At 65.5% G+C, this 25,785-nt stretch carries 22 protein-coding genes and 1 tRNA gene; 11 read left to right on the top strand and 12 right to left on the bottom strand.

What is annotated here, in order from left to right:
* Nucleotide 1: 1 nt before the first annotated feature.
* From CH305_RS24955 to CH305_RS24945, 3 genes are read right to left on the bottom strand one after another with little or no spacing between them, the layout of a single operon-like run.
* Nucleotides 2–448, bottom strand: a complete 447-nt coding sequence (locus CH305_RS24955) for a PaaI family thioesterase (protein WP_256983982.1) — start codon at nt 446–448, stop codon at nt 2–4.
* Nucleotides 445–786, bottom strand: a complete 342-nt coding sequence (locus CH305_RS24950; RefSeq protein WP_094705146.1) for an MGMT family protein — start codon at nt 784–786, stop codon at nt 445–447. The genes CH305_RS24955 and CH305_RS24950 overlap by 4 nt, the downstream gene beginning before the upstream one ends.
* On the bottom strand, nt 787–1,563 hold the full coding sequence (locus tag CH305_RS24945; RefSeq protein WP_094705336.1) for an alpha/beta hydrolase: 777 nt from the start codon (nt 1,561–1,563) through the stop codon (nt 787–789). It abuts the gene before it with no gap.
* A 108-nt stretch (nt 1,564–1,671) separates the two neighbouring features.
* Here CH305_RS24945 and CH305_RS24940 point away from each other — a divergent pair, with 108 nt between their 5' ends.
* Complete coding sequence (locus CH305_RS24940; protein ID WP_094705144.1) at nt 1,672–4,983, top strand: ATP-dependent DNA helicase; 3,312 nt, start codon at nt 1,672–1,674, stop codon at nt 4,981–4,983.
* Entirely contained in the window at nt 4,980–8,399 is a 3,420-nt protein-coding gene (locus CH305_RS24935) for an ATP-dependent helicase (protein ID WP_094705334.1), read from the top strand. Before CH305_RS24940 ends, CH305_RS24935 begins: the two co-directional genes overlap by 4 nt.
* On the opposite strand, the gene CH305_RS24930 is transcribed toward CH305_RS24935, so the two are convergent.
* Entirely contained in the window at nt 8,362–8,748 is a 387-nt protein-coding gene (locus CH305_RS24930) for a membrane protein (protein ID WP_032378148.1), read from the bottom strand. The genes CH305_RS24935 and CH305_RS24930 overlap by 38 nt on opposite strands.
* 105 nt (nt 8,749–8,853) lie before the next feature.
* Here CH305_RS24930 and CH305_RS24925 point away from each other — a divergent pair, with 105 nt between their 5' ends.
* Complete coding sequence (locus CH305_RS24925) at nt 8,854–9,921, top strand: TrkA family potassium uptake protein (RefSeq protein WP_032378149.1); 1,068 nt, start codon at nt 8,854–8,856, stop codon at nt 9,919–9,921.
* A gap of 24 nt (nt 9,922–9,945) precedes the next feature.
* Nucleotides 9,946–10,848 carry an NAD(+) diphosphatase gene (gene nudC / locus CH305_RS24920; RefSeq protein WP_094705142.1) on the top strand — a complete coding sequence of 301 codons (903 nt, stop codon included), beginning with the start codon at nt 9,946–9,948 and terminating at the stop codon, nt 10,846–10,848.
* A gap of 7 nt (nt 10,849–10,855) precedes the next feature.
* Here nudC and CH305_RS24915 read toward each other — a convergent pair whose 3' ends face one another.
* Nucleotides 10,856–11,155 (bottom strand): mycoredoxin, encoded by a 300-nt coding sequence (locus CH305_RS24915; protein WP_052058841.1) that lies wholly within the window; start codon nt 11,153–11,155, stop codon nt 10,856–10,858.
* Nucleotides 11,156–11,214: 59 nt separating this feature from the next.
* Between CH305_RS24915 and CH305_RS24910 the strand changes: the two genes are divergently transcribed.
* From CH305_RS24910 to CH305_RS24900, 3 genes are all read left to right on the top strand, one after another.
* The gene (locus CH305_RS24910) at nt 11,215–13,329 is read left to right on the top strand and encodes an ATP-dependent DNA helicase UvrD2 (protein WP_371828256.1); all 2,115 of its coding nucleotides are present in this window, start codon (nt 11,215–11,217) and stop codon (nt 13,327–13,329) included.
* A gap of 143 nt (nt 13,330–13,472) precedes the next feature.
* On the top strand, nt 13,473–13,778 hold the full coding sequence (locus tag CH305_RS24905) for a hypothetical protein (RefSeq protein ID WP_094705140.1): 306 nt from the start codon (nt 13,473–13,475) through the stop codon (nt 13,776–13,778).
* A 228-nt stretch (nt 13,779–14,006) separates the two neighbouring features.
* A complete protein-coding gene (locus CH305_RS24900; protein WP_170944861.1) occupies nt 14,007–14,267 on the top strand; it encodes a WhiB family transcriptional regulator in 261 nt (86 codons plus the stop codon).
* Between the two features lie 34 nt (nt 14,268–14,301).
* Here CH305_RS24900 and CH305_RS24895 read toward each other — a convergent pair whose 3' ends face one another.
* The 3 genes from CH305_RS24895 to CH305_RS24885 form a co-directional block, all read right to left on the bottom strand.
* Nucleotides 14,302–15,612: an AarF/ABC1/UbiB kinase family protein gene (locus tag CH305_RS24895; RefSeq protein ID WP_032376930.1), complete on the bottom strand. Its 1,311-nt coding sequence runs from the start codon at nt 15,610–15,612 to the stop codon at nt 14,302–14,304.
* Nucleotides 15,613–15,683: 71 nt separating this feature from the next.
* Nucleotides 15,684–16,568 (bottom strand): hypothetical protein, encoded by an 885-nt coding sequence (locus tag CH305_RS24890; RefSeq protein ID WP_032403097.1) that lies wholly within the window; start codon nt 16,566–16,568, stop codon nt 15,684–15,686.
* Nucleotides 16,569–16,690: 122 nt separating this feature from the next.
* Nucleotides 16,691–18,106, bottom strand: coding sequence for a zinc-dependent metalloprotease (locus CH305_RS24885; protein WP_032403098.1), 1,416 nt, complete (start codon nt 18,104–18,106; stop codon nt 16,691–16,693).
* A 190-nt stretch (nt 18,107–18,296) separates the two neighbouring features.
* Here CH305_RS24885 and CH305_RS24880 point away from each other — a divergent pair, with 190 nt between their 5' ends.
* A complete protein-coding gene (locus tag CH305_RS24880) occupies nt 18,297–19,322 on the top strand; it encodes a PDZ domain-containing protein (RefSeq protein WP_037155721.1) in 1,026 nt (341 codons plus the stop codon).
* A 6-nt stretch (nt 19,323–19,328) separates the two neighbouring features.
* Here CH305_RS24880 and CH305_RS24875 read toward each other — a convergent pair whose 3' ends face one another.
* Nucleotides 19,329–19,907, bottom strand: coding sequence for a PPA1309 family protein (locus tag CH305_RS24875; protein ID WP_094705332.1), 579 nt, complete (start codon nt 19,905–19,907; stop codon nt 19,329–19,331).
* Between the two features lie 276 nt (nt 19,908–20,183).
* Between CH305_RS24875 and CH305_RS24870 the strand changes: the two genes are divergently transcribed.
* A complete protein-coding gene (locus tag CH305_RS24870; protein ID WP_176457632.1) occupies nt 20,184–23,144 on the top strand; it encodes a UPF0182 family protein in 2,961 nt (986 codons plus the stop codon).
* Between the two features lie 104 nt (nt 23,145–23,248).
* Here CH305_RS24870 and CH305_RS24865 read toward each other — a convergent pair whose 3' ends face one another.
* A complete protein-coding gene (locus CH305_RS24865; RefSeq protein WP_032376935.1) occupies nt 23,249–23,806 on the bottom strand; it encodes a transglycosylase family protein in 558 nt (185 codons plus the stop codon).
* Between the two features lie 502 nt (nt 23,807–24,308).
* On the opposite strand from CH305_RS24865, the gene CH305_RS24860 reads away from it, so the two are divergent.
* Nucleotides 24,309–24,385: transfer RNA gene (locus CH305_RS24860), tRNA-Met, on the top strand.
* 56 nt (nt 24,386–24,441) lie between these two features.
* Nucleotides 24,442–24,957 (top strand): putative immunity protein, encoded by a 516-nt coding sequence (locus CH305_RS24855; RefSeq protein ID WP_094610593.1) that lies wholly within the window; start codon nt 24,442–24,444, stop codon nt 24,955–24,957.
* An 8-nt stretch (nt 24,958–24,965) separates the two neighbouring features.
* Here CH305_RS24855 and CH305_RS24850 read toward each other — a convergent pair whose 3' ends face one another.
* Nucleotides 24,966–25,571: a hypothetical protein gene (locus CH305_RS24850; protein ID WP_218828614.1), complete on the bottom strand. Its 606-nt coding sequence runs from the start codon at nt 25,569–25,571 to the stop codon at nt 24,966–24,968.
* Nucleotides 25,572–25,578: 7 nt separating this feature from the next.
* Nucleotides 25,579–25,749 (bottom strand): hypothetical protein, encoded by a 171-nt coding sequence (locus CH305_RS29200; protein ID WP_165430209.1) that lies wholly within the window; start codon nt 25,747–25,749, stop codon nt 25,579–25,581.
* Nucleotides 25,750–25,785: the final 36 nt, after the last annotated feature.

Genomic DNA, 25,785 nt, shown 5'->3' with positions numbered 1-25,785 from the left:
GTCATGTCGGCAGAGGCACGTTCTGTAGCCGAACCTGCCCGCGTGCAATGATCTTTCCGCTGTCGGAGGCGGTGATCGTGACCAGCCACAATTGCTGAACACGGCCCTGCTGCAACGGTTCTGCGAGAACGTCGACGCGTCCGCCCTTGCTCGCGCGGAGAAAGTCGGTGCCGTTGTGCACTCCGACCGCGAACTCACCGCGATCTTTCACCGCCTCACTTGCACCGATGCTCGCGGCGCTCTCGACAGCGGTCGTGTAGACCCCGCCGTGTACGACTCCCCACGGGGTGAAGTGCTCGTCCGTCAAGTCGATGTGACCTGCCACCCGGGTGCCCGAGACCTCGTCGACGACCAGTCCGGCAGAGGCGACGAAGGTGCTCGCCTTCGACAGTGCGAACTTCGCCGTGGGGCGTGGATCGAATTGCCCGAGCCCGTGTCTGATGTTCATCCTCCGAGGTTAGTGGTCGGCTCGAGCGGCGATGGGAGCGCCCCGAAGTCGAATCGAATCGACTTCAGCGGCACTCTGCCGTCGTGGACTGCCACTCCTTCGCTGCGCAGCGTCTCGAGCTGCCGGGTGGCGAGGTGCGGGGCGGGCCTGCCACTGGCTCCGAGGACGCGATGCCACGGGAGGTCGGCGGAGTCGGTGCGCATGATCCATCCCACGATGCGTGGACTCGACAGGTCGGCAGCGGCCGCGATGTCTCCGTACGTGGCGACGAATCCCGAGGGAATGGACGCGACCAATGCGCGAACTCGCTCGACCTGGTCTTCGGTGATCGGGGCCATCTAGAGCACGGATCGCACCAGCTCGGCCACCTCGACCGGCTTGGCCTGGCCGACCATGTGATCGCAGTCCAGTTCGACGGTGCGCAGGTTCTCACCGAGTTTCTCTCGCAGTGCAGCAAGGAACTCGTCGGTGACATAGGGAGGTTCGACGCGCATGGCCCGAACCACGATGGTCGGGACGCTCTCGGCGGGTACCACGATCGGACGAGCGAGCTCGCCCCACGTCGCAACGATCGCCGGAATCGACATGCGCCACGCCACCTTTCCGCCGTCGGCGGGAACCAGGTGGTCGGCGACCTCGCGGTCGAGCAACTCGGTGGGTACGTCCGCCCACGCCCCGTGGATCTTCTCCGATCGCGCCTCGTCGGCGTCGGTGTAATCGGGTGACTTCGCGGTGGCCTCGGCCACCTCGAGCAGCTCCTCCGGTGGCAGAGCGATCGCGGGATCGAGCAGCACCAGCGCCCGCACCGCGTCCGGGAATCTCTGCGTGAGATGGACGGCCAACGCGCCGCCGTACGAATGTCCGAGCACCACTACCGGGCCGCGCGCGTGGGCGTCCAGTACGGCTTTGAGAGCCGTGACCTGCGCGTCGATGTCCCAGGGCGGCGTGGCCGGGGAATAGCCGTGGCCGATCAGATCAGGAGCCAGAATTCGAGCTTCGGGCAGGTGATTCTCGGCGAGATCCCACCAGCGGGCACCATGACCGGTCACACCGTGAACGGCGAGGATTTCAGGACCGTCTGCGGGTCCGAACGTATGCAGATTCAACTCGGGCACGTCGACCACTATGCCGCATGGCGTGCCGCCGCGGATTCTGCCGGTCCGGTGCGGGCGCCTCGGTACTGAGGCGAGCGTTGTCGGTGGTCCGTGATTGCATCTGTACTCATGAGCACGGACGGCAGGCACGGCGCGACGGTCACCCTCGTCCGTGCACCCAAGGTGGCTCGGCCCGCCCGCACGTGGGTCGGCGCGGCTGCTCGGCTGTTGTCGTCACGACCGGATTCGGCGGCGGAGGCGGCGCACGGCGCACCCCGGTGGAATCCGTGGCAGATACTCGGTGGCCCCGGAACGGGTAAGACATCGCTCGTCGCCGACTACGCAGTTTCGCGCATCGTCTCCGGGGACCCGGAATCGGTTCTGGTGCTGACACAGTCCAAACGGGCGGCAACCGCGGTGCGCGAGGTGATCACCTCCGGCCTCTTCAGTGGAGACCACGCGCTGAGAGCGACACGTGAGCCGTTGGTACGGACGGTGCACTCCTATGCCTTCGCGGTGCTCAGGCTCCAGGCGTCTCTCTACGGCAACCCGCCACCGCGGCTGCTGACCGGTGCCGAACAGGACGCCGTGGTGCGCGAGATGCTGCGCGGCGACCTCGAGGACGGTGCCGCGGAATGGCCGGATCGGTTGCGTCCGGCGCTCGGCACCTCGGGGTTCGTGACGGCGGTGCGGGACATGATGCTCAGGTCCGCCGAACGCGGAATCGGGCCGGAAGACCTCGTCAAACTCGGTCGCAAGCACGGCAAACCCGAGTGGGTTGCGGTCGGGCGGTTCGCCGCTCGGTACGAGCAGGCCATGTTGCTGCGCGGGGCAGTGGGCGTCGAAGCTGCGGGAGCCACGGCACCTGGTCTGGATGCCGCCGAGCTCATCGGTGCCGCGCTGATGGCGTTCGCCACCGACCCGGAACTGCTCAGCAGTGAACGTGCCCGCATCCGCCACCTCGTCGTCGACGATGCTCAGCACCTCGATCCGCAAGCAGCACAATTGGTTCGGCTGATCGGTACCGACACCGAATCGACCGTCGTCGCGGGGGACCCCGATCAGTCCGTGTTCACTTTTCGTGGTGCCGATCCCACATTCGTGGCCGACCTGGTCGAGGTGAATTCGCCACGGCGAGTGGTGCTGACGCGCAATCACCGGTCCGTGCCGGAGGTTGCCGAGTTGACCGACATCGTGGCGAGGCGTCTGCCCGGGCTGGGTCGGCACCGGTGTCCCGAGCCGGTGGCCGTTGCCCGATTCGGCAACCCTGCGGGGCGGGTGCATGTCGCGTCCTCGCCGGCCAAGGAAGCCGCGATCATCGCCGACGCCATGCGGCGAGCCCATCTGATCGACGGTATGCCGTGGTCCGAGATGGCCATCGTGGTGCGGTCGGTGCCGAGGACCGTTGCACCGTTGCGCCGGGCACTGCACGCAGCAGGTGTTCCGATGGTCACGCCCACTTCCGAGCTTCCGCTGCATCGCCAGCACGGCGCGGTGGGTCTACTGCTGGTACTGCGTGCGATCTCAGATCCGACCTTCGACGGTGAAGATGCACTGGCATTGCTGTCCGGGCCGATCGGCGGAGCCGATCCGGTTGGTCTACGTCGACTGCGTAGGGGCATGAGAAGACTCGAGCTCGCGTCGGGCGGTGAACGCGACTCGGCCGAACTTCTCAGGGGCGTCCTCACCGACGATTCTCGTGGAAAGAGCGGTTGGATCGGCGGACTGTCGGATGTGGAGTCCGCGCCACTGCGCAAAGCCCTCGGCGTGATCCGAAAGGCGAGGGCGGTTGCCCGGACGGGTCGCGGTGTCGAGGACGTGTTGTGGGCAGCCTGGCAGGCATCGGGTCTCGAACGTCGGTGGGCCGGCGCGTCCGCGTGGGGTGGCTCGGCCGGTGCCCAGGCGGACCGTGACCTCGATGCAGTGGTTGCGTTGTTCGATGCGGCGGCAGCATATGTCGACAGACTGCCGCGGGCACAGATCGGCGGGTTTCTCGATTACATTGCGCAGCAGGAGATTCCGACTCTGAACTCGCATCGCGCCACGGTTCGGGCCGACGCCGTCACCCTGCTCAGTGCGCACTCTGCTGCGGGTCGGGAATGGGAGCTCGTTGCGGTGGCCGGGGTTCAGGAAGGTCTGTGGCCGGGGCTCCGAGCGCGCGGAAGCCTCCTCGGAACCGACACACTGGTCGACCTCGTGTCCGGAACGTTCGACGCCGGAGCAGCACTCGACGGGCGTCTGTCGAAATCGGCACCCCTTCTCGCCGAGGAGCGCACGCTGTTTCTGGTGGCGTGCAGCCGCGCTCGATCGACTCTGCTCGTCACTGCCGTCGATTCCAGTACCGGCGATGCCGACCTCGTTCGTTCCCGCTTCGTCGACGAACTGCGCGGGGTGGACGTCGACGGCGAGTCCCTCCTTCCGCTCGAAGCGCCCGAGTCCGCACATCGGGTGTTGGCGCTGCCGATGCTGGTTGCCGAGCTGCGCAGTGTCGTGTGCGATCCAGTCGTTGCCGAGCAGGATCCGGACAAGCGAGCCCGAGCTGCTCGCCATCTGGCCACTCTCGCCGACGCCGGTGTCCGAGGCGCGCATCCGGACGAGTGGTTCGGCGTGGCGGGGCTCAGCACCGACGCGCCGTTGTGGCAGCTCGGCGACGGTCCGGTGCCGTTGTCGCCGTCGACGGTGGAACAACTCACCACCTGTCCGCTGCGGTGGATGCTCGAACGTCACGGCGGCAACGACGGCACCAACACCCATGCGGTCACCGGCACTCTCGTGCACACTCTCGTCCAGGCAGTGGCCGGTCGGATGCCACCGGAGCAACTTCGTCGTGCTCTCGAAACAGCATGGGATGCAGTTGATCTCGGTTCGCAGTGGTACTCGCGGCATGAGCTGGATCGAACCGGGGCCATGCTGGAGACATTCGAGAGTTGGCTGCACGGCAGTCGAGGCGAGCTCACCGAGGCCGGAGTGGAAGTACAGGTCGACGGCGTCCTCGAAGCGCGGTCCGAGAACGAGCCGGCGGTCGCGTTGCGTGGACGTATCGATCGACTCGAACACGACCCGGACGGTCGGCCGGTGATCATCGACGTCAAGACGGCGAAGACCGTCATGTCGAAGGAGGACGCACGTAACCACCATCAGCTGGCCACCTACCAAGTTGCAGCTGCAGCCGGTGCGATCGAGGGCGAGCCTGCGAGCGAACCCGGCGGGGCCCGGCTGGTGTTCGTTGCCAAACCGCACAACAAGGACGGGGCGACTCAGCGCGTACAGGAAGTTCCGACACCGGAGAAACTCGAGGAGTGGCGGGACACCGTGCACCAGGCAGCGTCGGCCACGCAGGGGCCGACATTCGAGGCGCGCGTGAACGACGGCTGCAGGCACTGCCCGGTCAAGTCCAGTTGCCCGGCACACGAGACCGGCAGGCAGGTGACCGAGCAGTGACGACACCGACGAAGAAACGGACCGGTTCGGTGCGGGTGTCGCCGGTCGAGCTCGCCCGGGCACTGGGCCAGAAGCATCCGCCGACCGACGAGCAGGCTGCGGTGATCGCGGCCCCGCCCGGCCCGATGCTCGTGGTGGCAGGAGCGGGGGCGGGCAAGACCGAGACGATGGCCGCCCGTGTGGTGTGGATGGTGGCCAACGGTTTCGTCGACCCGGACCAGGTGCTCGGCCTGACCTTCACGCGAAAGGCTGCGCAGCAATTGACGTCTCGGATCAGGGCGCGGCTGGCTCGGCTGGCCGGATCCGATCTGGTGCGCGCACTCGATCCCAGTCTGGCACTGCGTGAACGGATTCTCGGTGCCGAGCCCGAAGTGAGCACGTATCACTCCTACGCAGGCCGACTGCTCACCGAGCACGGATTGCTGCTGCCGATCGAACCGTCCGCGACACTGCTCTCGGAAACCGAACTGTGGCAGCTGGCGCACCGCGTCGTCAGCACCTGGGACGGCGATCTGGACACCGACCGAAACCCCACGTCGGTGACCGAGGCGGTGCTGGCGCTCTCGGGCCAGTTGGCCGAGCATCTCGTCGATCCCGATGAGCTGCGCCAGGCACACGTGGAGTTGGAGAAGCTGGTGCACACGCTCGGGCCCGGCCCGCGACAACGCGGCGGCCCCACCAAAGAGTTGCTGAACATCCTCGACGCGCAGCATCAACGAATCGGGTTGTTGCCGTTGGTGGAACGGCTGGGCCAGACTCTGCGCCGAGAGGGCGCTCTGGATTTCGGCTCGCAGATGTCGATGGCGGCGCGGGTCGCGGCCGAGCATGCTGAGGTGGGAACAGCCGAACGGCAACGTTTTCGGCTGGTACTGCTCGACGAATACCAGGACACCGGGCACGCTCAACGCGTCCTGCTGTCGTCACTGTTCGGATCGGGCGGCGACCCCACGTTGGCGCTGACGGCGGTCGGCGATCCGATGCAATCGATCTACGGCTGGCGCGGTGCCTCGGCAGCGAACCTGCCACGGTTCGCCACCGACTTTCCGCAGGCCGACGGTGGTCCAGCCCCTCGACTGGAACTACTCACCAGTTGGCGAAATCCGCCCGAGGCGCTGACTCTGGCGAACCTGATCACCGATCCTCTGCGCCGCGTCGGTGTTCCGGTGCCGACTCTGCGGGCCCGTCCCGGAGCTGTTCCCGGAGACGTCCGAATTGCCGTCACCGAGACCGTTCTGGGCGAACGCGAGTGGATTGCCGACCGGATCGCGGGGGAGTACCGCTCGGCCCTCGAGCAGGATCGGCCGCCGCCCACCGCTGCAGTTCTGGTGCGACGCAACGCCGATGCCGAACCCATCGCAGAGGTACTGCGCAGCCGTGGGTTACCCGTGGAGGTCGTCGGGCTCGGCGGATTGCTGCACGTTCCCGAGGTGGCAGACATCATCGCGATGCTGCGACTGGTCGCCGACCCGACTGCCGGCAGTTCCGCGATGCGCATCCTCACCGGTTCTCGGTGGCAGATCGGCCCGACGGATCTTCGGGCACTCTCCCAGCGCGCCCGAGAACTCGAGATCCGCAGCGGGTACGGCACCGCGGGTCGGGTCGACGACCCCGAGGCGTTGGACGCCGCACTCGGCAGCGCACTGCCCGGCGAGCAATCCGAGCAGGCGGGCCTGGCAGACGCCATAGCCGATCCGGGTCCGGACGACCGTTACTCGGAGGCCGGCTACCGGCGGATCGTCGCGCTGGCGGGTGAACTGCACCTGCTGCGCGACCGAATCGGGCAACCGCTGACGGAATTGGTCGGCGACATCGAGCGGATCATGAACATCGGTGTCGAAGCGCAAGCCCGCACACCGATCGGTACCGACGGGGCAGTCGGCCGCGAACATCTGGATGCGTTCGCCCACGTGGTGGCCGATTACGCCGACAATCCCACCGCCACGGTGACCGGATTTCTGTCGTTCCTCGCTGCTGCGGAGACGGTCGAGGACGGCCTCGCTCCAGGCGAGGTCGAGGTCGCCCCACATCGAGTTCAGGTGCTCACTGTCCACTCCGCGAAGGGACTCGAATGGGAGGTCGTGGCCGTGCCGCACGTAGCGAAAGGCGTGTTCCCGTCCTCGAACGCGTCCTCGACGTGGCTCGGAGCCATGGCCGAACTACCGCCGTCGCTGCGCGGTGATCGCGCGCTCGACGGCGAGGGCTCCGAGGGCGTTCCGGTTCTCGAGCTCGACCAGCTGTACAACCGGAAGGACCTGGAGGATGCAGTAAAGAACCACAAGGATGCGCTCGCCCGCCGCCGGCTCGCGGAGGACCGGCGGCTGTTCTACGTGGCGCTGACCCGAACCGAACGGGTGCTGTTGGTGTCCGCGCACCACTGGGACCAGACGTCGACGAAGTCGCGTGGGCCATCGGAGTTTCTCGACGAATTGCACAGGCAGGTCAGCGGATCCGATGACGCCGCGGCTGTGATCGAGCAGTGGGCCCCGGCTCCGGAGGACGGAGTGCAGAACCCACTCGGGGCTGTGCCGCACACGGCGTCCTGGCCGCGAGACCCGCTCGGATCCAGACGTGGTGCGGTCGAGAGCGGTGCGCGGGAGGTGCTACGCGCACTGGCAGATGGCGATGCGGCGCAGCGCAATTCGAGTGAGAACACGGACGACCCAACCCTGACCGACCCGGAGAACTGGGCTGCCGATGTCGAGACCCTGCTGGCGGAGCGGGCAGCAAGGTCGGTCGCGGGAGTCGACGTGGCATTACCGGGCAACCTGTCGGTGACGCAGTTGGTGGACCTGGCCGCAGATCCCGATGGCCTGGCATCGCGACTGCGCAGGCCGTTGCCGTTTCCTCCGAACCCATTGGCGCGCAGAGGAACTGCATTTCACGCCTGGGTCGAGCGGCGGTTCGGTGCAACCCGGTTGCTCGACCTCGACGAGTTGCCGGGCTCGGCCGATACCGGTGCGTCGGCCGACGTCGACCTGGAAACGTTGCAGCAGGCGTTCCTGGACTCGGAATGGTCGCTGCGCAGCCCCGTCGAGGTGGAGGTCCCGTTCGAGACGTCCGTGGCGGGCACGGTGCTGCGCGGTCGAATCGACGCCGTGTTCGCGGACCCCGACGGCGGCTGGACCGTCGTCGACTGGAAAACCGGTGCAGAGCCGACGGCGTCGGAACAGCAGGCAGTGGCGATGCAACTCGCGGCCTACCGATTGGCGTGGGCCGAGCTGATGTCGATCGGGCAGGCCGAACCGGTTTCGCTGGACCGCGTTCGCGCGGCGTTCCACTATGTCCGTAGCGGCCACACCATCTCGCCCGAGAACCTCCCGGACGCAGCAGCTTTGGCCGAACTTCTGGAGGGTCCGGCCGTGTCGACGCCGATCGACGCTACTGCGCGTTCCGACGAGCCTTCAGAGCCTCGGTGACCAGCGGGATCTGCAGCGGCAGACGGGCGATCATGGCTGCTTTGAGCGCCGGTGAAGTCTTGGAGCTCTGCACGTACTTCCATGCGAGGTTGATGTTGGCGGGGAAGACGGCAACGAACAGAGCGGCCGCGAGTGCGCCGCCGAGTCGGCGGGTGCGAGGCGTGGCAAGTGTTGCGGCCACCGCGAGCTCGGCGACTCCCGATACCTGGGTGTACGTGCGAGCCGAACCCGGCAGTGCCGTCGGAACCTGCGCGTCGAAGAACGTCGGGGTGACGAAATGGAGAATGCCGGCTCCGGTGAGCAGTCCGGCGAGGCGCAGTGCGGCTGCCTGACTTGGTCGCTGTGTCATGCACTTACCGTGCCACATCCCGAGTCGTCGGCACAGATTCGTTGTGTGGGGTTACGCTGCGTGCCGTGAATGATCTCGACTTCTGCGCACACTTCGGTGGGCGACGTGGCAGGTAGGTTGCGTGCGCGCCTGAGCGACAGTGGCGCGCTGACCGACAAGCCCGACTTCGCGCTCGTCGGAGTGCTCCGAGTCCCGGAGCTGGAATCGAGTCCGTGGAGCGCGATCTACAAGCGGGTGCTGATGGCGCTCGGCATCCTGTTTCTCGCTGCGTTCGTCGTGTACCTCGACCGTGACGGTTACAGCGACAACCAGAACGGCGAGCTGTCCTTCCTGGACGCGTTCTACTACGCGACGGTATCGCTGTCGACAACGGGATACGGTGACATCGCGCCGATGAGCCCGTCGGCGCGGCTGGTCAATATTCTTGTCATCACACCACTTCGGGTCCTGTTCCTCATTCTGCTGGTCGGAACGACGCTGTCGGTTCTCACCGAGCGGTCCAGGCAAGCATTCAAAATTCAGCGATGGAGACGCAGCGTGCGCAATCACACCGTGGTCATCGGTTTCGGCACCAAGGGCCGAACCGCAGTCGACGCGATGCTCGGAGACGGCGTACCGGCGTCCGACATCGTCGTTGTCGACACCGATCAGACGGTGCTCGATGCCGCGTCGGCTCTGGGCTTGGTCACCGTTCACGGCTCGGCGACCAAGTCCGACGTGCTCAGACTCACCGGGGCCCAGCATGCGTCGGCCATCATCGTGGCGACCAACCGAGACGACACCGCCGTGCTGGTGACTCTGACCGCCCGCGAGATCGCTCCCAAGGCCAAGATCGTCGCGGCCATCAGGGAAGCGGAGAACACCCACCTGCTGCGTCAGTCCGGTGCAGATTCGGTGGTCGTTTCCTCCGAGACCGCGGGCCGCTTGCTCGGCATCGCCACCTCCACACCGTCCGTGGTGGAGATGATCGAGGACTTGTTGACGCCGGAGGCGGGCTTCGCGATCGCCGAGCGCGAAGTCGAGCGCGACGAGGTGGGCGGCTCGCCGCGGCACCTCACCGACATCGTGCTCGGAGTCGTGCGGGGCGGCAAACTCTTCCGGGTCGGCACCCCGGAAGTCGATGCCGTCGAGGCGTCCGATCGCCTGCTGTACATCCGTCGTGTGGGTGAGTAACGAAGTCCGAGTAGGGTTCCGAGCGTGCCGACATTCCACCTCGCTCACCCACCTCGCCTCTCCCGGTCACCGCTGAACAGGGCCGAGGAATTACGCCGAGACACCGCCGCACTCGCAGCAGGCTGGTCGACCGGCCGACTACTGAACGTGGACGGCAGAGGCAGATTCGGCGTGGACGAGGACAGCTTGATCCTCACTCCCGCCGTCGATGTTGCACCGGAACCCACCGCTGATGCGGTCTTTCTCGGAATCCACGGGGACCGGCACGTATGGACCAGGCGGGTGGAGGTCCTGGAGGGCACGCTCGGCGACCTGCGTACCGACGGTGATCGCCTGGACAGCACTGCACTGTCGATGGTGACCGGTGCGCTGGCGATCCTCAATTGGCATGGGAGCGCGCAGTTCAGCTCGCTCGACGGCGCTCCGTCGGTTCCGTCGAACGCGGGGTGGTCTCGCACCAGTACGTCCACCGGCCACGAGGAATTTCCCCGCACCGATCCCGCAGTGATCTGTCTGGTCCACGACGGCGGCGACAGAGTGCTGCTGGCACGCGCACCGGCCTGGCCCGAGCGGCGATTCTCGGTTCTGGCGGGTTTCGTCGAGGCCGGCGAATCCCTTGAAACGTGTGTGGCACGGGAGATCAAGGAAGAAGTGGGCCTCGACGTCTCCGACATCGACTACCTGGGTAGCCAGCCGTGGCCGTTCCCGCGGTCGGTGATGATCGGGTTCTCGGCTGTCGCCGACCCGGAACAGCCGTTGCTTTTCCAGGACGGCGAGATCGCCGAAGCCCACTGGTTCGATCGAGCCGAGGTTGTCGCGGCGCTGGAGCTGGGCGACTGGGGATCGGACTCGACCTCCCGATTGCTGCTCCCCGGTTCGATCTCGATCGCGCGCGGAATGCTCGAAGCGTGGGCGGCCACGGTCTGACGCTCGATCAGAGCGACAGCGCGCGCTTGACTTCGGCCAGACCGGGATTGGTTGCAGTCGAGCCGTCGGCGAAGAGGACGGTCGGCACCACATGGTTGCCGTTGTTGACGCTTCCGACGAAGTCGGCGGCTTCCGGGTTCTGCTCGATGTCGATCTCGGCGTATGTGATTCCCGCCTCGTCGAGCTGGGTCTTGAGTCGGCGGCAGTAACCGCACCACGTGGTGGAGTAGACGGTGAGTGCGGCTGGGGTCTGCGGAGTGTTCTCGGTAGTGGTCACGACAAGAGTCAACAGGAGCACCGACCCCATTGTTCCGGCAGGTTCAGGCCCGGGCGGAACTGTCGGTGCGCACTGACACAATGGACCACATGGCTGACGACGCGATGACCACCGGACTGGATCCGGAGCAATCCGCGGCCGTACTGGCTCCTCGTGGCCCGGTGTGCGTTCTCGCCGGTGCAGGCACGGGCAAGACCCGCACGATCACTCGACGCATCGCGCACCTCGTCTCGGCGGGGCATGTGTCCTCGGGGCAGGTACTGGCGGTGACGTTCACCGCTCGCGCTGCCGGCGAGATGCGCGGCCGCCTGCGCGAGCTCGGGGTCGGGGGAGACGGACCTCCCGTGCAGGCCCGTACGTTCCACGCCGCGGCGATGCGGCAACTCAAATACTTCTGGCCGCAGGTCGTCGGAGACACCGGCTGGCAGCTACTCGATCGCAAGTTCGCCGTTGTTTCGCAGGCGGCCAATCGCGCCGGAGTGTCGACCTCGACCGACGCGATCCGCGATCTCGCAGGTGAAATCGAGTGGGCCAAAGGATCGTTGATCGCGCCCGAGGATTATCCGCGTATCGCGGCCAGCAATCGCCGCGACGTGCCGATGGATGCCGCCAAGGTCGCGGCCGTCTACGCCGGGTACGAGGAGCTCAAGTCCCGAGGCGGTGACGGCATGTTGCTCGATTTCGACGACCTCCTCCTGCACACGGCCGCAGCTCTGGAAGAGCACTCGTCGGTGGCGGACGAATTCCGCGAGCGGTACCGCTGCTTCGTCGTCGACGAATACCAGGACGTGACACCACTGCAGCAACGGGTGCTCGACGCCTGGGTGGGCGACCGCGACGATCTCACCGTCGTCGGCGACGCGAACCAGACGATCTATTCGTTCACCGGCGCGTCTCCTCGATATCTGCTGGACTTCTCTCGCAAGTACCCCGAGGCCACCGTGGTTCGGCTCGAACGTGACTACCGGTCGACGCCGGAGGTGGTGTCGCTGGCGAATCGTGTCATCGGAGCCGCTCGCGGGCGTATCGCCGGCACCCGTCTGCAATTGATCGGTCAGCGGGAGTCAGGGCCCGAGCCGGAGTTCTTCGAGTACGACGACGAGCCGGCGGAGGCCGACGGCGTGGCGCGGGCGGTCAAGAGGTTGATCTCCAAGGGGGTCGAGCCGGCCGAGATCGCGATTCTGTACCGCATCAACGCTCAGTCCGAGGCACACGAGCAGGCGTTGACCGAAATGAAGATTCCGTATCAGGTGCGCGGCGGGGAGGGCTTCTTCACCAGACCCGAGGTGCGGCAGGGCGTCAACGCCCTGCGGCAGGCGGCCGGTCGGGACGATCTACCCGACGGCGCGCAGTCCGGCGACGGTCTGACGGCTCTGGTGCGGGCTGTACTCGCACCGCTGGGCCTGACGGCAACCGAGCCGACCGGTGCGCAGGCCCGCGAGAAATGGGCCTCGTTGGGCGGCCTGGTGCAACTCACCGAAGAACTTCTCGTGCACGAGCCGGACCTGACCCTCGAGAAACTGCTGGGGGAGCTCGCTGCACGTGCCGAAGCGCGGCATCCTCCGACTGTGCAGGGTGTGACGCTGGCGTCCTTGCACGCGGCGAAGGGGCTGGAGTGGGACGCGGTGTTCATCGTCGGCCTCGCCGACGGAACTCTGCCGATCTCGCACGCGATCGGTAACGACCCCAGCGCCAACAACGAGGCCGCGATCGAGGAGGAGCGCAGACTGCTTTACGTCGGTGTTACACGCGCCCGGGTCCACCTGCATCTGTCCTGGGCGCTCGCCCGCAACGAGGGTGGGCGCAAGTCCCGCCGGCGGTCCAGGTTTCTCATCGGTCTCGTGCCCGAGGATTCGCCCGCCTCGCGTATCGCGGCCCCCGCTGCCAAGAAGTCCGGACCCAAGTGCCGGTTGTGCGGAAAGCCGTTGATCGGGACGTCTGCGACCATGCTCGGTCGATGCGAGAGTTGCCCGTCGAACGTCGACATCGCCCTGCTGGACGCCCTGAAGTCATGGCGACTGGACAAATCCCGTGAATTGAAAGTGCCGGCATACGTGGTGTTCAGCGACAACACGCTCACTGCCATCGCCGAGCAGCAGCCGCAGGACGAGCGGGGACTCGTCGCCATCCCCGGAATCGGAGCCAAGAAGTTGGAGCGGTTCGGCGAAGACGTACTCGCAGTCGTGCGCGCTACGGACAGCTGACCGGGCGGGTATAAAACGCCGAGAAACTGCTGGTCAAAAATAACTTGTGCAGATATCGGCAGGGGGCTTAGTCTGTTTCACGTGCCGCGGGAGATCGCGCACTGTCCAATCCGCCAACGAGACCAGAACAGGAGCTGAAAGAAATGATCAACACATTCCACGCCGCCGTTGCCGATGCAACCGTCGCGTTCAGCCCTGTCCTCGGCACGGCAGCTGTCGGAGTTGCCCCCCTCGGCACTCATGCCGCCGCCGCAGGCTCTGTTGCGCAGACGTGGATTCGTTCCTCCGCTTTCGGCCCCATCGACGAGTCCGCCTACGCGGCCTCGGGGTCGAATTCCGCCCAGGTTGCCCTGGCACCAGGAGCGAAAGCCGTTGCTCAGGCAGCCCGACGTCACCGCGCACCAGGCGCGTCCGTGCTCGACAGCAGACACCGACTTCACAGTAGGTAGACGCTTCGAAAGCCCACCAGGCCACGGACCCGCACAACGCGGACCGTGGCCTTTGTCGTTCAGGTAGTACCTCTATCCGAACGTGAGGCCGACATGGTTCGCATCACCCCTCGAACCGACAACGACGCCGCACGAAAAGTAGAGGAGACCGACGTGTCAACCGCCACGATCCGGACGACATGCCGAACAGAGTCCGAAAGTGCCTACGCTGCAAGGTGTTCCACCGAGCTGGGCTCGACCGAATTGGCCGAGCTGCAGCTGTCCGTACCCTGCCGAGCGGCGAACCCCGACATGTGGTTCGCCGACACCCCTGCCGAACTCGAGCAGGCAAAGGCGCTGTGCGCTCAATGCCCCATCAGGCGTACCTGCCTGGATGCGGCATTGGACCGTGCCGAGCCCTGGGGCGTATGGGGCGGGGAGATCCTCGATCAAGGAGTGGTCATCGCCCGCAAGCGTCCTCGCGGACGACCACGTAAGAACGCAGCATGATCTCCGGAACGGATGCCCGGCGTCACCGAATCGTTCAGTCGGTGAAGCCGGGCATCCACTCGGTGAGGATTGCCATGTACGGCGCGTAGGCGTCGAGCTGAGCGCAGATTCCCACCAGTCCACCGAGAACGCGGAAGATCATCACGTATTCGGCAGGCATGTTCAATGCTCGAACAGTGCGAAACTGAGCACTGTTGAAATCTGCGGCAGTACCCGCGGCCTTCTGCAGCCACGCGCGGGTGAAGTGGAACGACTCGGTATGGATCGGGTCGGTGAAGGGACGCAGGTAGTCCGCGATTTCTTTCTCTGTCACCGTTCGGCCCGGCACCACGAAACCGCTCTCGGTGAACAACACCACGAGTTCGTCGAATTTCTCGTCGCGCGCGAGGGAGACCATCCGGCCGAGAACCGGTGGAAGACCGTCGGGCATCGGAGCGCACGCACCGAAATCGATGACGCCCATGCGCCCGTCCTCGAGCATCATGAAGTTTCCTGGATGCGGGTCGGCGTGCAGCAACTTCGCCCGAGCGGGTGACACGAACGCGAACAGGGCAAGTAGCTCGCCTGCCCGGTTACGTTCCTCGGCCGTTCCGTTTGCAATGACGTCGGCCAACGGTCGACCCGTCATCCATTCGCTGACAACGACTTTGGGCGCACTGGCAACAATTTTGGGTATCGCGAATTGCGGATCGCCCGCGAACTCCTTGCTGAACACCCGCTGATTCGAGGCCTCGATACGGTAGTCGAGCTCGTCCTCGGTGCGGGCAGTGAGCTCCTCGAGTACCGGCTTGACGTCGGTGCCCGCGAGCACAGTGCTGAACAGGTTCGCGAAACGCGACAGAGTCTTGAGGTCGGAACGCAATGCATCGTCCGCACCCGGGTACTGAATTTTTACTGCGACGTCCCGTCCGTCCGACCACGTGGCCCGGTGCACCTGGCCGATGCTCGCCGAGGCGATCGCAGTGTCGTCGAAATCGAGAAAGCGTGATCGCCACGCCGTTCCGAGTTGTTGATCCAACACTCTGTGGACCGTCTTTGCCGGCATGGGCGGACCCTGCGCCTGGAGCTTGGTCAGCGCTTCCCGGTACGGCTCGGAATACTCCTCGGGAACGGCGGCTTCCATCACCGAGAGCATCTGCCCCAGCTTCATGGCACCGCCCTTGAGCTCCCCGAGAACGGAGAAGAGCTGTTCTGCAGCTTTGGCGGCCATGTCCGCATCGATCTCGTCGCGATTTCCGCCGGCAAGCTTCTTGCCGAAGCCCACAGCGGCACGGCCCGCCATTCCCAGTGGAATGCTGGCCAGTTTTGCAGTACGAGTCGATCCACGGCGCGGTATGTCAGACACAACTCCATCATGGCTGAACCTTCCGACAATTGCTCGGACCGGCCCGTATCGGCCGAGGTGACCGCGTCCGGTCAATGCCAGCAATCACAGTGCGGATGCTTGGACCACAGTCTTTTGTGCACCGTGGTTGCACGTGCTGCGAGATCCAGCTCCATCGTGCAGTCGGCGGTTTCGGGCATCGACGCGTCGGAACGGCCGATGAGGGGTTCGAGCTGAGCGAACGCAAACGCGGCCGTGGCCAGCACCGTCGCGCTGCTGGCCTGGCCGACAGTGCCGAGGAGCTGAGCCGACAGATGCGGCCACTCGGGATCGAGGTCGCAGCGAGTCAGATCTGCGCAGCGCAGGCAACTCGTTCGGCCGGGCAGTACGAAGGGGCCGACCACACCCTTCCCGTCCCGCAGCCGCACCTGAAGATGTGGGATGCGGATACGCACCAGATCGGTCACCAACCGAGGCTCGGCGACCAGATCGTCGGCGAGTACGACGATGTCGTAGGTCCACGAATTCACCGCCGACTGTGGGTAACGCGTCGGCGTCAGGCTCGACCGGCTCACCTCGGCGGCGGTCCTACTCAGGCCCGAGGCCAATGCGTCCGACAGCGGACCCCGCCCGACGAGGTGGATGGTCCGTACCGTCCCCGGCCGGTCCGGCGTACTGTGCTGCGACCCGGCGGGCCCGCTCGTGCCGTGCATCAGCAACCCGGACTCCTCCAACTCGCCCAGCATCGCCGATGTTCGATTGGCGGACAGCCCCAATGTCATTGCATGACAGACGATATGAGGCCTCGAACGGCCTGCGGCGAGGAGCCGGAGCAGCTCGAGTATCGAACCCGGCTCGGCACCGGGAGGCGGAGTGACGACAACGCTGGTCTCGGGGCTCCAGCCCAGTTGAACGGTGCCGTCCCGTCGAGGCAGTATTGCCACCGCAGGATCGAGTCGAACGGTCGGTGTGATCATGGAACACACTCTGACAGCGAACACTCCCGTGAACGCCCGCCCGAGGCACGTTATCCACAGGGTGGCTGTGCCTCCGAGCAGGCGTTCGACCGAGAAGTGGAACTCGTCCGAAATCTACTGGGTCAGCTTGTGGATGAACCCTTTTCGGGATCACCGTCGGTGCTCTCGTCGCCCTTGCTCTCGTCGTCCTTGCCCGCGGCCTGTTCGGCTTCCGCGCGTTCTTTGGCCTCCATCGCCTCGAGCTGTGCGATCGGGTCGTCGAAGTTCGAGGTTCCACCACCGACGACGCGGTCGATGAACGCCGCAGGGTTGTCCAGGTCCGAGGAGTCGGGCAGCAGGTCGGGGTGGGCCCACACTCCGTCGCGTCCCTCGATGTCGGCTGCGGCGAGGAGTTGGCGCCACAGCTCGGCTGCCTCGCGAACCTTGCGTGGTCGCAGTTCGAGGCCGACCAACGTGGCGAAGGTCTGCTCGGCCGGGCCACCCGACGCCCGACGTCGGCGGATGGTCTCGCCGAGTGCCACAGCCCCGGGCAGCCGGTCGCCCAGCGCAGCCGCGACCACGGTCTCGACCCATCCTTCGACCAGGGCCAGAAGTGTCTCCAGACGCTCGAGCGCATGCTTCTGCTCCGGCGTCGTCTGTGGCTCGAAGGCACCCTGCTGCAGGATTGCTTCGATTTTCGACGGATCGGTCAGCGCGGACGGGTCGAGGCCCGCTGCTGCCTCCTCGATAGCCGAGAAGTCCATCCGGATCCCGCGCGCGTATTCCTCGACTGTGGCCAGAACCCGTTGCCGCAACCACGGAATGTGGCTGTATAGCCGCTGGTGTGCAGCCTCCCTCGCCGCGAGGAACACCAGAACCTCACGCTCGGGCTGCTCGAGACCCTCACTGAACGACGCGATGGCCGACGGCAACAACGCCGCCGTGCCCGACGGTCCGAGCGGTAGGCCGATGTCGGTCGAGGTGAGTACTTCCTTCGAGAGTTGCCCGAGGGCCTGACCGAGCTGCGAGCCGAAGGCCATTCCGCCCATCTGCGTCAGCATGCCCATCATGGGCCCGGCCATCTGCTGGGCCTCGGCGGGGAGGCCGGATGTCCACATACCCGAAATCTGCTCGGCGACCGGGTCGCACAGTCGCTTCCACGTGTCGATCGTGTTGTCGAGCCAGTCGACCGGCGTCCATGCAACGGTCTTCGTAGCACCGGCAGGCAGTGTCGTCGCCCCGTCCAGCCAGAGCTCGGCCAGGTGCGCGGCGTCGGTGATCGCCTCTCGCTCGCCCGCCGACACCGGGCTGAAATCACCCATCTGCTGACGAGCCAGCTGCTTGGCCAAGTCGTAGTTCACCGGTCCGGAACCGGCCCCACCGGCACCGGCAGCGCCCATGCCGCTGAGCATCTGACCGAACTGGGTGAGCATCTGGCCCAGCTGGGCAGGGTCGAAGCCCTCTGCACCGAAGCCGAAACCGGCGGGGTTGCCCGAACCGTCCGGATCCTTCTTCTTGTCCGGGTCGTCGTCGGAAGCACCGAAACCAAAATTGCTCATGTCTCAACGGTACAAGCCATGTGCACGGGGAGCGCGAAAGATCGTCACGCTGACGGCGAACAGAAGAAGCTCGACGCTGCGCGCAGAACGAACTCGGCGCTGCGCGCAGAACGAACTCGGCGCTGCGCGCAACGGGCTCCGGCAGGGGCGGTATCCACAGCGCCGCGCGTTCGGATCTAGTGTCTACCGAGTGAACCGAAGGATCGCCACTCTTGTCGCTGCGCTGGTACCGGTGGTGGTGCTGGGCGTCACCGGATCGGTCGTCACCGTTCCGTTCGCCGCCCTCGGCCCCGGCCCCACATACAACACCCTCGGTGATGTCGACGGAGTGCCCGTGGTGCAGATCGACGGAACCGACGTCGATCCGACGGCAGGGCATCTGAACATGACGACCGTGGCCGTGCGTGACCAGCTGAATCTGTTCGAGGCCATCGGCTTCTGGGCGAGCGGTCGTCAGGGCCTCGTGCCGCGCGAAGAGGTCTATCCGCCGGACAAGTCGAAGGAAGAAGTGCAGGAGGGCAACCAAGCGGATTTCGAGGAGTCCGAGTCCAGCGCCGAACTTGCCGCCCTGCACCACCTGGATCTGCCTGTGTCGCTGGCTGTGGCGAGTGTGGCCGAGGATGGACCCGCCGCCGGGGTGCTGAACGTGGGGGACACGCTCGTCTCGGTCGGCGGCAGCCCGGTGGCCACCGCGGCGGCAGTGCGTGAGGCCGTCAGCGCCCGAGCGCCGGGCGATTCGCTGGACATCGAGTACGTGCGAGGCGGTACGACGCAGACGAGTGCGGTGGTACTGGGCGCGCGGCCCGACGACGCATCCAAGGGCTACCTCGGCGTCACTCCCGAAGAGCAGCCCGGGGTCCCGTTCGAGGTCAAGTTCAACCTCGCCGACGTCGGCGGACCCTCGGCCGGACTGATGTTCAGCCTCGCAGTGGTGGACAAACTCAGTCCCGGCGAATTGAGCAACGGAGAGTTCGTCGCAGGCACCGGAACCATCGATGCCGACGGAACGGTCGGCCCGATCGGCGGCATTCCGTACAAGCTGATCGCCGCCCGTGAAGCGGGAGCCACCACGTTCCTGGTTCCGGACGCGAACTGCGGTGAGGCGCTACAGAACGTTCCCGACGGACTCCGCCTGGTGCGCGTCGAATCACTGGACAGTGCTGTCGAGGCGTTGCAGGCGATCGGCTCAGGTGCCGACGCGCCGTCCTGCAGCTGACCCGGCTCAGTCGTCTTCGACGGTGTCGAAGGTGGCGTAGAGCCCGTGTACGACGTTCGGTGCCAGATTTTCTGCGACGCGAAGGTCGATCGGCGCGAAGGGGTCTGCGTCCTCGTCCGGGTGCAACTGCAGCAGTGTCAGCGATGGGCCGTCCTTGAGGACCGCGACGATCAACCGGGCATCCCGCTTCTCGGGATGGTTCTCGGCGGCCGAGCGCGCCGCTCGGTCCGCTGCGTCGGGATCGGCGAGCAACGGCATCAAGGCATCGTCGAGGGTCGACTCGGCGGCCGGGGGAAGTACGACGATCTCTTGCACCAGAGCGCATCCGACGACACCCTCGGGCCACGTCGAGGTGGCGAGGAATTCGTCCAGGGCCGGGGAGCCGCCGGTGATGTCATCGGGGAGTGAGTGCTGCTGAATCGGAGTCAGAGCTGCGCCGTCGGCCAAGTCGTCGAGCAGACCGGGTTCCGCTGCTGCAAGAGTCGCTGTGGGTACCAAGGCGAACATCTGAGGCGCCTGGTGCCATCCGCCTGCGTCGACGAAGTCCGCCACTTCACGCGCGCACCGGGCCAAAGCCTGCGCCACATCCTGTCCACCCGACTCGGGGTCGAACTCGTCACCGAAATCGTCTCGGCCGGGCAGTCCGTCGCTGTCGTTGCTCACGGCACTATCCTCGCATCCGGATGGTTCTATGGATGCCGACCCTCCTGACCTGCGGTCGACAGTGGCCGCAGTACGGGCGTCGCAGCCGTAGGATCAACGTACGTACAGTAGGGCGAAACGGACATGCGGTGCACGGAATGTGCACCGCCTAAGTCATCTGCGGCGCCGTCGGCGCCGCCCGAAGTTGGAGTGTGGCTCGTGGGCATGAGGCCCCCCACCGGTATGCCGTCGTTGTCGCGGCGAAGCCGGATCTTGCTCGTACTGGCCTTGGTAGCAGCAGGTCTGCTACTCATCGGTCCCCGTCTGATCGACATGTACACCAATTGGCTGTGGTTCGGCGAAGTCGACTTCCGTGGCGTGTACACCACTACGCTGCTGACGCGCTTGGTGATCTTCCTCGTCGTCGCTCTGGTCGTCGGACTCATCGTGTTCGCCGCCTTGTTGTTGGCGTACCGCAACCGTCCGGTGTTCGTTCCGGTGGCCGGTCCCAACGATCCGATCGCGCGGTACCGCACCACGGTGATGAGCCGGTTGCGCCTGTTCGGCATAGGAATTCCGGTCGTGTTCGGATTCCTGTCCGGCATGATCGCTCAGACCAACTGGGTGACCGTGCAGCTGTTCCTGCACGGCGGAGACTTCGGCCAGACCGATCCGCAGTTCGGCCTCGACGTCGGGTTCTACTCGTTCGACCTGCCCTTCTACCGATTCATCCTCAACTGGCTGTTCGTTGCCATCTTGGTTGCCTTCTTCGCGAACCTGGTGACGCAGTACGTATTCGGCGGGATCCGGCTCGCCGGGCGCGAAGGTGCACTCACCCGCTCGGCGAGAATTCAACTTGCTGTCATCGCCGGCAGCTTCGTTCTGCTCAAGGCCGTTGCCTACTGGTTCGACCGGTACACGTTGCTGTCGAGCGGTCGCAAGGAGCCGACATTCACCGGAGCCGGATTCACCGACATCAATGCCGTGTTGCCGGCAAAACTCATTCTGTTGGCCATCGCAGTGATCTGTGCGATCGCGTTCTTCTCGGCAATTTTCTTGCGCGACCTCAGAATTCCGGCGTTGGCCACGGCATTGCTGGTGCTCTCGTCGATCCTGATCGGTGCAGTCTGGCCGTTGGTGATGGAGCAGTTCTCGGTGCGTCCGAACGCGGCCGACAAGGAGAGCACGTACATCGAGCGCAACATCGCGGCCACCCGAGCCGCGTACGGGTTGACCGATGACGTGGTCACTTATCGGAACTACTCCGGCGAAGCGGCGTTGAGCCCCGGTGAGGTGGCGTCGGAGTCGGCGACCATGTCCAACATCCGTCTGCTCGACCCGAACATCCTGGCACCGACCTTCACCCAGCAGCGTCAGATCCGAAACTTCTACGGGTTCCCCGACACGCTGGCCGTGGACCGGTATCCGGATGCAGACGGCAACCTACGCGATTACGTCGTTGCCGCGCGCGAGATCTCACCGCAGACGCTCGACGCGAACCAGCGCGACTGGATCAACCGCCATACGGTGTTCACCCACGGAAACGGCTTCGTGGCAGCACCTGCCAACTCCGTCGACGAAGCCGTCGCCGACGAATCCAGCGGCGGACGGGGCGGTTACCCCAACTACCAGGTGAACTGGATCGAGAACGATGCCGAGGGCTCGATTCGCAAGGACGGCCCCGGCGACCTCGATCAGCCGCGCATCTATTTCGGACCGGTCATCGCCAACTCCGATGCCGACTACTCGATCGTCGGTTCCACCGGCGAGCCTCGCGAGTACGACACCGACAGCAAGAGCTACACCTACGACGGTGCGGCCGGGGTGAACATCGGCAATTTCTTCAACCGTCTGGTGTTCGCCAGCAAGTACGCCGAACGCAACATTCTCTTCTCGAGTGTGATCGGTGACGAGTCGAAGATTCTGTTCAATCGCGATCCCCGTGACAGGGTCCAGAAGGTTGCACCCTGGTTGACCACCGACGGATCGACCTACCCGGCGATCGTCGAGGGCAAGCTCGTCTGGATCATCGACGGCTACACCACATTGGACAACTTCCCGTATGCCCAGCGGATGTCGCTCGAAGACGCCACCGCCGACAGCATCGAGTCCACTACGACGCGTGCGCTGCCGAGCCGGGAAGTGTCGTACATCCGGAACTCGGTGAAGGCCACTGTCGATGCCTACGACGGCACCGTCAAGCTCTACGAACAGGATGAGAACGATCCTGTGCTCAAGGCATGGGAAGGCGTGTTCCCCGGAACCGTCATCCCGAAGGATCAGGTGTCGGACGAACTTCGCGATCACTTCCGTTACCCGGAGGACCTGTTCAAGGTCCAGCGTGAGCTGCTCACCAAGTACCACGTCAACGATCCGCGAGAGTTCTTCACCAACAACGCCTTCTGGGAAGTTCCGACGGACCCGACGGCGGAGAACACCTCGGCCAAGCAGCCGCCGTACTACGTGGTCGCGTCCGATGTCTCCAACGAGGAGAACCAGGCGTCGTTCCAGCTGACCAGTGCGCTGGTCGGTTACCGGCGTGAAGTTCTCGGCGCGTACGTCAGTGCAGATTCCGATCCGGAAAACTACGGCAAGATCACCGTGCTGAGATTGCCGACGGATACATCCACTCAGGGTCCGAATCAGGTGCAGAACCAGATGACGACGACGACGGACGTGTCCGAGAGCTTGGGCATCGTGCGCCGTGAGAACACCGTCGAGTTCGGCAACCTGCTGACCCTTCCGGTCGGCAACGGTGGGTTGATCTACGTCGAGCCCGTGTACGCCTCGCGTACCAACGAGGCATCGGCGTACCCGCAGTTGATTCGAGTGCTGGTTTCGTACGAGGGTCGAGTCGGTTATGCCGCGACCCTGCCCGAAGCCATCGAGCAGGTGTTCGGAGCGGGCGCCGGACGGACCGTCACCGCACCCGGTGAGACCGACGGCACCACCCAGCCGGGTGCCGTGCCCGAGACGACGCCGTCCGACGGCGGCACGCCTTCGGCAACTCCGGCGCCGGCCACCGGTTCTTCGACGACCCGGGATGCGGCTGTCTCCGGTTTGAATTCTGCTCTCTCCGCTGTGCGCACCGCGCAGCAGAGCGGAAACCTGGCGGATCTCGGCACTGCACTCGAGAATCTGCAGACCGCCGTCGACGCCTACAACCGAGCAGGTAGCTGATCTGTTCGGTCGGGTCTCGCTGACATGAGCGAAAGAGCCGCCTCACCGATACGGTGAGGCGGCTCTTTCGTTGTGAAGCTGCAGCTCGTGTGAACTGCTCGGGATCAGCGTCCGATGGGCGCGAGCACGGGGGAGTTCGCAGCGACGAGGTGCTGGAACTGAGTGCTCAGGCCGTACTGGTCGGCCAATTTGGATGCTGCATCGAATGCGCCCTGCGCAGCCTGTGTGGCGGCTGCAGCCTCCGGTGCGACGGCCGGTGCGGGTGCCGGAGCCGGAGCGGCCTTCGGCGCGGGAGCGGCCTCGGGTGCGGGCGTCGAGGTGCCGGTGGTCAGCTGCTGCCCGCATACGGGCCATGCGCCCGGTCCCTGGCTCTGCAGGGTGTTCTCCGCTACGCGGATCTGTTCTGCCTTGGATGCGTTGGCCGGCGATCCGGATCCACCGTTGGCCGTCCAGGTGCTCTGCGAGAACTGCAGGCCACCGTAGTAGCCGTTTCCGGTGTTGATGCTCCAGTTGCCACCACTTTCGCACTGTGCGACGCCGTCCCAGTTGTGGGTGGCTGCGCTGGCGGTTCCGGCAGAGAGGCCGAGGGGGATTGCTACGGCGGCACCTGCGATGGCGGCCAATCCGAGTGCACGCTTGCCGAAATTGTTCTGTGTGGTCATTCGGGGTGAATCCTCTCCGCGCTCGACTGGCGCGACTGGCCTGCAATCGTTTCGCCGGCGTTATGGCGAGAATGACCAGGCACTTCGTATCGTCGCGGCTCTGCCCCCGTACGTCTTGGGGACCACACCCGCGGGGCAGAGCGAAGGGAGCGGCGGGGTGGTGCATGCCCAGCGGTTTAGGGCCGTCCGTGAAGGTAGTCGAGGATTCACTCATCGTCACGGAGCGAAAATGGGACGACGCATGCCCACATGGTGGGACGGTTGGGGGTCTTTTGCCAGCTCAGCCGGGCTCGTGGCGCTAATGTTTCCCCTTCGTAACCCGACTGTTATGTGACGTGAAACATGCATGAAAAGAGACGCGGAGCACTATTTTCTGTGGGCTTCGACGTGATAGACGCGGAGAAGGACTGCCTCGAATGCATGCGTTCGGCGGGCGTGGAGGCACGCGATTGTCACGTGATTTGCATTGGCCGTACGCGCGGGAGTAACTTCGTAGATGCATCGCGGGGTGGAGCAGCTCGGTAGCTCGCTGGGCTCATAACCCAGAGGTCGCAGGTTCAAATCCTGTCCCCGCTACCACTACGAAAGAGGCCCGAGACTGTTGTCTCGGGCCTCTTTCGTGTTCTCATCGAGGCATGATTCTCCCGGCCGTCAGAGACCCACGGCTGATCACGGTGCACCGCGGCGGCTTGTTGTCCGACGCCGACCATCGAAGTCTCGCGCTGTGGGCCGCCGAGTGTGCGGAACACGTGCTCGGATTGTTCGAGGGGGCCGAGCCGTCCGATTCGCGGCCGCGTGAGGCAATCGAGGGCATTCGGGCGTGGATACGCGGTGAACTCGCGATGATGGCGACCCGCGCCCTCGGCGGCCACAGCATGGGTGCGGCACGGCCCCAGAGCGGCGCTGCACGCTTCGCCGCCTACGCCGCCGGCCAGGCCGCGTGTGTGGCACACGTACCCGAACACGACCTCGGAGCGGCTGCGTACGCGATCAAGGCGGCCAGGGCCGCCGCACCTACCGGCAGAGAGAAAGTTGCCGGGCGAGAGGAACTCCGGTGGCAGCGGGATCGACTGCCGGACAGCGTGCGTGAGTTGGTGCTGGAAGACCAGAAGAAGAGAAGCAGTATCTGCTGGTCCGTATTCGACGATTGACCGGCCGACTATCTCACCGACACCGTCAGGAACTTGTTCGGTGCGATCGTGGCGCGTACATCGTCAGCGGTCAGCGGTGACGCGGGAATCAGTGACGTGTCGGGTCGAAACCGGATGGTTGTGCCGGTGTGGTCGGTCGGTGCCGTGGACAGCAGCTCGGTGACGGGAACCCCGTGCTCGTATCGTCCGGTCCACGAATGATCGGTTCGTCGGTTGGTGTGTTCGAGTGCCTCGGACAGTGCCGCGACGGTCGACATCCCGCGGCGGGCATATCCGTCGGCCAACAGGACGGGTTGCGGACGGTCGAAGAAGCGGACGTCCTTCGTGCTCACAACAGGCTTGCGCACCGCGACTCCGTGGTCGGATCGCGTGTCGGTGCCTCGACCGAAATCCGTCACCTCGATCGTCCCGTCCGAGCCGAACGTGACGGTCGCGTGGCCGCCTCCCTGATCCTCGGCCTCGTCTACCGCGTACGCGAGGACCTCGAGGATCAGATGCAGCACTCCACCCGGCGCGTACTCGCCGGGCCGAGCTCTGATGTTCGAGAGATGGTCTCGATCGACGTCCACCGACCAGTCGTGGGTTGTCGTGGACCACGTGTGTCGACTGGACATCGACGGTTCAGTCCGAAACCTGCTCGCGCCCATCGTCACTGGTGACCGTCTCGGACTCGTCGGCGTCATCGGCGGTGAGGTCTACCGTGTCCACACCCTCGAGTGCCGTCAGTTCTTGCTCTGCCTCTGCGATGAGGCCCTTCGCGTTCTCTTCGATTTTCTTGACCCACTCGGCCATGACGGTCACACCCTTCGCTCGATCGTGTACCACCGG

Source organism: Rhodococcus sp. 15-649-2-2 (assembly GCF_002258645.1).
In the GTDB taxonomy this organism is placed as follows: Bacteria; Actinomycetota; Actinomycetes; order Mycobacteriales; family Mycobacteriaceae; genus Rhodococcoides.
The sequence above is the reverse complement of the archived record's forward strand: the minus strand, read 5'-3'. Positions and strand labels throughout refer to the sequence as shown.

Bases quoted from the DNA above. Each gene is read 5' to 3' on its own strand.
- CH305_RS24930 (WP_032378148.1), bottom strand. From the start codon at position 8,748: ATGACACAGCGACCAAGTCAGGCAGCCGCACTGCGCCTCGCCGGACTG.
- CH305_RS24905 (WP_094705140.1), top strand. From the start codon at position 13,473: ATGATCAACACATTCCACGCCGCCGTTGCCGATGCAACCGTCGCGTTC.
- CH305_RS24890 (WP_032403097.1), bottom strand. From the start codon at position 16,568: ATGATCACACCGACCGTTCGACTCGATCCTGCGGTGGCAATACTGCCT.
- CH305_RS29200 (WP_165430209.1), bottom strand. From the start codon at position 25,749: ATGGCCGAGTGGGTCAAGAAAATCGAAGAGAACGCGAAGGGCCTCATC.
- CH305_RS24955 (WP_256983982.1), bottom strand. From the start codon at position 448: ATGAACATCAGACACGGGCTCGGGCAATTCGATCCACGCCCCACGGCG.
- CH305_RS24850 (WP_218828614.1), bottom strand. From the start codon at position 25,571: ATGTCCAGTCGACACACGTGGTCCACGACAACCCACGACTGGTCGGTG.
- CH305_RS24865 (WP_032376935.1), bottom strand. From the start codon at position 23,806: ATGACCACACAGAACAATTTCGGCAAGCGTGCACTCGGATTGGCCGCC.
- CH305_RS24950 (WP_094705146.1), bottom strand. From the start codon at position 786: ATGGCCCCGATCACCGAAGACCAGGTCGAGCGAGTTCGCGCATTGGTC.
- CH305_RS24885 (WP_032403098.1), bottom strand. From the start codon at position 18,106: ATGAGCAATTTTGGTTTCGGTGCTTCCGACGACGACCCGGACAAGAAG.
- CH305_RS24910 (WP_371828256.1), top strand. From the start codon at position 11,215: ATGGCTGACGACGCGATGACCACCGGACTGGATCCGGAGCAATCCGCG.
- CH305_RS24915 (WP_052058841.1), bottom strand. From the start codon at position 11,155: ATGGGGTCGGTGCTCCTGTTGACTCTTGTCGTGACCACTACCGAGAAC.
- CH305_RS24855 (WP_094610593.1), top strand. From the start codon at position 24,442: ATGATTCTCCCGGCCGTCAGAGACCCACGGCTGATCACGGTGCACCGC.
- CH305_RS24940 (WP_094705144.1), top strand. From the start codon at position 1,672: ATGAGCACGGACGGCAGGCACGGCGCGACGGTCACCCTCGTCCGTGCA.